This window comes from Pseudomonas sp. HMWF006 (genome assembly GCF_003061205.1).
In the GTDB taxonomy this organism is placed as follows: domain Bacteria; phylum Pseudomonadota; class Gammaproteobacteria; order Pseudomonadales; family Pseudomonadaceae; genus Aquipseudomonas; species Aquipseudomonas monsensis.
On record NZ_QAIU01000328.1, the window covers coordinates 1 to 1,804 of the forward strand.

Annotated in this window: 2 protein-coding genes and 1 pseudogene; 2 read left to right on the forward strand and 1 reads right to left on the reverse strand. The window is 62.0% G+C overall.

Going from position 1 to position 1,804, the window contains the following annotated elements; translation table 11 throughout:
* A partial coding sequence (locus DBR24_RS13265; protein WP_146189037.1) for an acyl-CoA dehydrogenase family protein occupies positions 1-636 on the reverse strand: 636 nt, incomplete at its 3' end.
* 154 nt (positions 637-790) lie between these two features.
* Here DBR24_RS13265 and olsB point away from each other — a divergent pair.
* Both olsB and DBR24_RS13275 read left to right on the forward strand, forming a co-directional pair.
* Positions 791-1,546 carry an L-ornithine N(alpha)-acyltransferase gene (gene olsB / locus DBR24_RS13270; RefSeq protein ID WP_016982801.1) on the forward strand — a complete coding sequence of 252 codons (756 nt, stop codon included), beginning with the start codon at positions 791-793 and terminating at the stop codon, positions 1,544-1,546.
* Positions 1,546-1,804 (forward strand): annotated as a pseudogene (locus DBR24_RS13275) (1-acyl-sn-glycerol-3-phosphate acyltransferase); the annotation flags it as partial. The gene olsB and the pseudogene DBR24_RS13275, both read left to right, overlap by 1 nt.

Sequence of the window (1,804 nt, forward strand, 5' to 3'; positions counted from 1 at the left end):
CAATTGCAGGGTCTGCGGCCAGTCGCTGTCCTGGCCGACGCCGTACAGCCACGCGGTCATCGCGCTCAGGACATAGACATCTTCAAGGGTACGAAACGGTTTGACGTAAGCATCCCAGCCATCACCCGCGAGCAACTCGCACAACGCACCATCCAGCTGCAAACGGCCATGACTGATGTCGGGCATCAACGGTAGCGCCGGCAGTTTTTCCACGCTCACGCCGGGTTCACCGGGATAGACCACGGCCAGACTCAGACGCGGCGTTTCACCGGGTTCCTCACTGCGTGCCGCGATCAACAACCAGTCGGCAGCATCGCCGGCCGTGACGAAATCCTTGCGCCCGCTCAGGCGCAAATCCGTCAGCCGGGTCTGCATGTCTGCCGGGCGCAGGCTGCGCTGTTCGGTCGCACACAATGCACCGAGGCTCAGTGGCGCGCTCGGCCACAACATCCTCAGCGCCGCCTGATAACCGACCAGAAACGCCAGCCCCGGCGTCGCCATCCGCCGTGCGCCGGCCACCGCCAACTCAAACGGTGTGACGTTGCCCAGTTGATGCAACAACGTCGCAAAACCCTCCGCAAGGTCAGGGACGGCGGGCAACCGTTCACGGTTTTGCAGCAGAGCGGGCCAGGGCATAAGAGGCTCCTTGTGGGCTGTCATATAAGCATCACCGAACGTTCATGGCGATGACACCGGGGCTACATAGCCTGACTTTGCACAACACGGCTGCATAAAGAAAGTCGATCGGCTGCAACCCACGACGGGTTAAAGGCCCGTACGGAGATTCACAATGACTCAGATCGCCCGCATCAGCGACACCGGCAATGAACGCCGCCTGCAAGCCGAACGCCTGATCGGCGCCGAGGCTCTGCAGCAAGCCCAGGCCTTGCGTTTCAACGTTTTCAGCGGCGAGTTCAACGCCAAACTGAAAGGCGCGGAACTGGGTCTGGACATGGATGACTATGATGTTCACTGCAGCCACATCGGTGTGCGTGACTTGAACACCGGCCGTTTGGTCGCGACCACCCGCCTGCTTGATCACACCGCCGCCAGCAGCCTGGGCAAGTTCTACAGCGAAGAAGAATTCAGCCTGCATGGCCTGGCGCATCTGCAAGGCCCGATTCTGGAAATCGGCCGCACCTGCGTCGACCCGGCGTACCGCAACGGCGGCACCATCGCGGTGTTGTGGGGCGAATTGGCCGAAGTGTTGAATCAGGGCGGTTACAGCTACTTGATGGGTTGCGCGAGCATTCCGATGCAGGACGGCGGTATCCAGGCCCACGCGATCATGCAGCGCCTGCGCGAACGTTATCTGTGCACCGAAAACCTGCGCGCCGAGCCGAAGAACCCGCTGCCGACGCTGGACATCCCGTCCAACGTGATCGCCGAAATGCCGCCCCTGCTCAAGGCTTACATGCGTCTGGGCGCGAAGATCTGCGGCGAGCCGTGCTGGGACGAAGACTTCCAGGTTGCCGACGTGTTCATCCTGCTCAAGCGCGACGAACTCTGCCCGCGCTACGCCAAGCACTTCAAGGCGGCGGTGTGATGAGCCGGCTGCGGGTGTACGCGCGAATCGCGCGAGTGTTGCTGGTGGTGGCACTGGGTTTGACCATGGCCAGCGTCTTTGGTGTGTTCGAACGGATTGGCCTGGCGCATTCAATGGAGCGTCGCCAGCGCTGGTCGCGCTTTTTCATGGCGCGTCTGAGCAATGCCCTGCCCTTTCGCGTGACCGTGCACGGCGAGCTGCCGAAGCAGCCGATGCTGTGGGTCAGCAACCATGTGTCGTGGACCGATATTCCGCTGC

Bases quoted from the DNA above. Each gene is read 5' to 3' on its own strand.
- olsB (WP_016982801.1), top strand. From the start codon at position 791: ATGACTCAGATCGCCCGCATCAGCGACACCGGCAATGAACGCCGCCTG.